Source organism: Rubrivirga sp., assembly GCF_049648075.1.
Taxonomy (GTDB): Bacteria; Bacteroidota; Rhodothermia; order Rhodothermales; family Rubricoccaceae; genus Rubrivirga.
The window spans coordinates 1-2130 of record NZ_JBARYR010000409.1 but is presented as its reverse complement, the minus strand read 5'-3'; the positions used below and the strand labels follow the sequence as shown (position 1 = coordinate 2130).

At 70.0% G+C, this 2130-nt stretch carries 2 protein-coding genes; both read left to right on the top strand.

Translation table 11 applies throughout. The annotated features are described in order from the left end of the window. The coding region (locus WBA11_RS11780) for an ATP-dependent DNA ligase (protein ID WP_424520877.1) at positions 1–1396 on the top strand (1396 nt) is incomplete at its 5' end. A 63-nt stretch (positions 1397–1459) separates the two neighbouring features. Then, a partial coding sequence (locus WBA11_RS11775; protein ID WP_424520876.1) for a DHH family phosphoesterase occupies positions 1460–2130 on the top strand: 671 nt, incomplete at its 3' end.

Below are 2130 nucleotides of genomic sequence, written 5' to 3'. Positions count from 1 at the left end.
CGTCCCGCCCGTCGAGCCGACGCTCAGCCTCGAGGAGGCGGATGGCTTCTTCGCCCAGATCGCCGAGACGCGGGGCGGCGCCAAGACCGAGTTGATCACTGGGATGCTGGCTCGCGTGACGCCTGTCGAAGCTCGCTTCCTGGTCAAGCTGCTGGCCGGCGAGCTACGGATTGGGATGTTGGAGGGCGGGGTCGAGAACGCGGTCGCGAGGCTGCACGACCTCGAGGTCGGCGCCGTGCAACGGGCCAACATGCTGACGGGCGACGTGGGCGAGGCCGCCGTTCTCGCGCGGCACCGCCGCCTCGAGGACGCGACGTTGCGCATCTTCCACCCGATCAAGTTCATGCTAGCGACGGCCGCCGAGGCGAGCGAGGGCCGGACGTTGGCCGAGGATGTCGGCCGCCAGATCCCGCCGCCGGTCGCCGTCGAGGACAAGTTCGACGGCATCCGCGCCCAGGTCCACGTCGCCGCCGATCCCGGAAACCCGGATCTGCACGGCCTCGAGGTCGACGGCGCTCGCGTCGCCATCTTCTCGCGGACGCTGGACGCGATCCAGCGCGCGTTCCCGGACCTGGTGGAGCCGTTGGCCGCGTGGGCCGAGGCGTCCCCGACCGGCATGATCCTGGACGGCGAGATCGTCCCGGTCGACGCAGAGGGTGCGATCCAGCCGTTCCAATCGCTCCAGAAGCGGCTCGGTCGCAAGACCGCCAGCGCCGAGCTCCAGGCCGAGTACCCGGTCGCGTTCGTCCTCTACGACGTGCTCGCCTGGGACGACGCGCTCGTCCTCGACGTGCCGTACCGCGAGCGCCAAGAGCTGTTGGGTCGGCTACCGTTCGACGGCCCACTCCGCCGCTCCGCCGTGACCGTCCTCGAGGACCTAGACAAGCTCGATGACCTGTTCGACCAAGCCCGCGACCGCGGCAACGAGGGCCTGATGGTGAAGGGGTTGGACTCGCTGTACAAGCCGGGCCGTCGAGGACGCGACTGGCTCAAGGTCAAAAAGGCGCTCGCGACGCTCGACGTGGTCGTGACGACCGTCGAGCGCGGCCACGGCGGGCGCCGCAAGTTCCTGTCCGACTTTACGTTCGCCGTCCGCAAGAGCGCCGCCGACGACACGCTCCTAAACGTCGGCAAGGCGTACTCGGGGCTGACCGACGTCGAGCTAAAGGAGCTGACGGCGTGGTTCGAGGACCACACCCTCCAGACGTTCGCCCATGGCAAGGTGCGGACCGTCGAGCCCGAGGTCGTCGTCGAGGTCGCGTTCGACAACGTCCAGGTCTCGAAGCGCCACAAGAGCGGCTACGCGCTCCGCTTTCCCCGCATCGTCCGGCTGCGCCGTGACAAGCCGGTGGACGAGATCGACACCCTCGAGGCCGTCGCCGCACTCGCCTCGTGACGTCCTCGGCGCCGGAGACGACGCCTCCAATCGCCCTCGAGGCCGACAGCACACACCGCAGCGATGACCTTTGACGACCACCTCCAGGCCGCTCGCGCCACCTTCCACGATTGGCTCCGCGCCGTGCCCGACCGCGCCCGCGTCGTCGTGTTCTGCCACTTCGACGCCGACGGACTCGGCGCCGGCGCCGTGTTCGGCCGCGCGCTCCCGTGCCTCCGCCCCGACCTCGAGGTCGTCGTGGTCCCGTCCGGTCGGAACGAGTCCGCATTTACCGACGATGCCCGCGACCGCCTGCGCGCCCTCGAGCCCGACGCGCTGCTGGTCACCGACTTGGGTGTCAACGAGCGCGGCACGCTCGAGGACGGCGTCCCCGTCCTGTACGTCGATCACCACCGACCGAGCGGGGCACATGGCGATGCGTTCGTGATCAGCGGCTACGACTGGGACCCGATCCCGTGCTCGGCGTGGCTGGCGCACAGCTTGGTCCACCCCGGCCTCGAGGACGCCGCTCTCGTCGAGGTCGTCGACTGGGTCGCCGCCGTCGGCGTGATCTCGGACCTGGGCGAGAAGGCGCCGTGGCCGCCGCTGCCCGCCGTCAAAAAGCGGTTCACCGCGAAGTGGCTCAAGGAGACCGTCGCCCTGTGCAACGCGGCCCGCCGCGCGCCGACGTTCGACGCCCAGACCGCCCTCGACGCGTTGATGACGTTCGACGACCCCAAGACGCTGTCCACCGC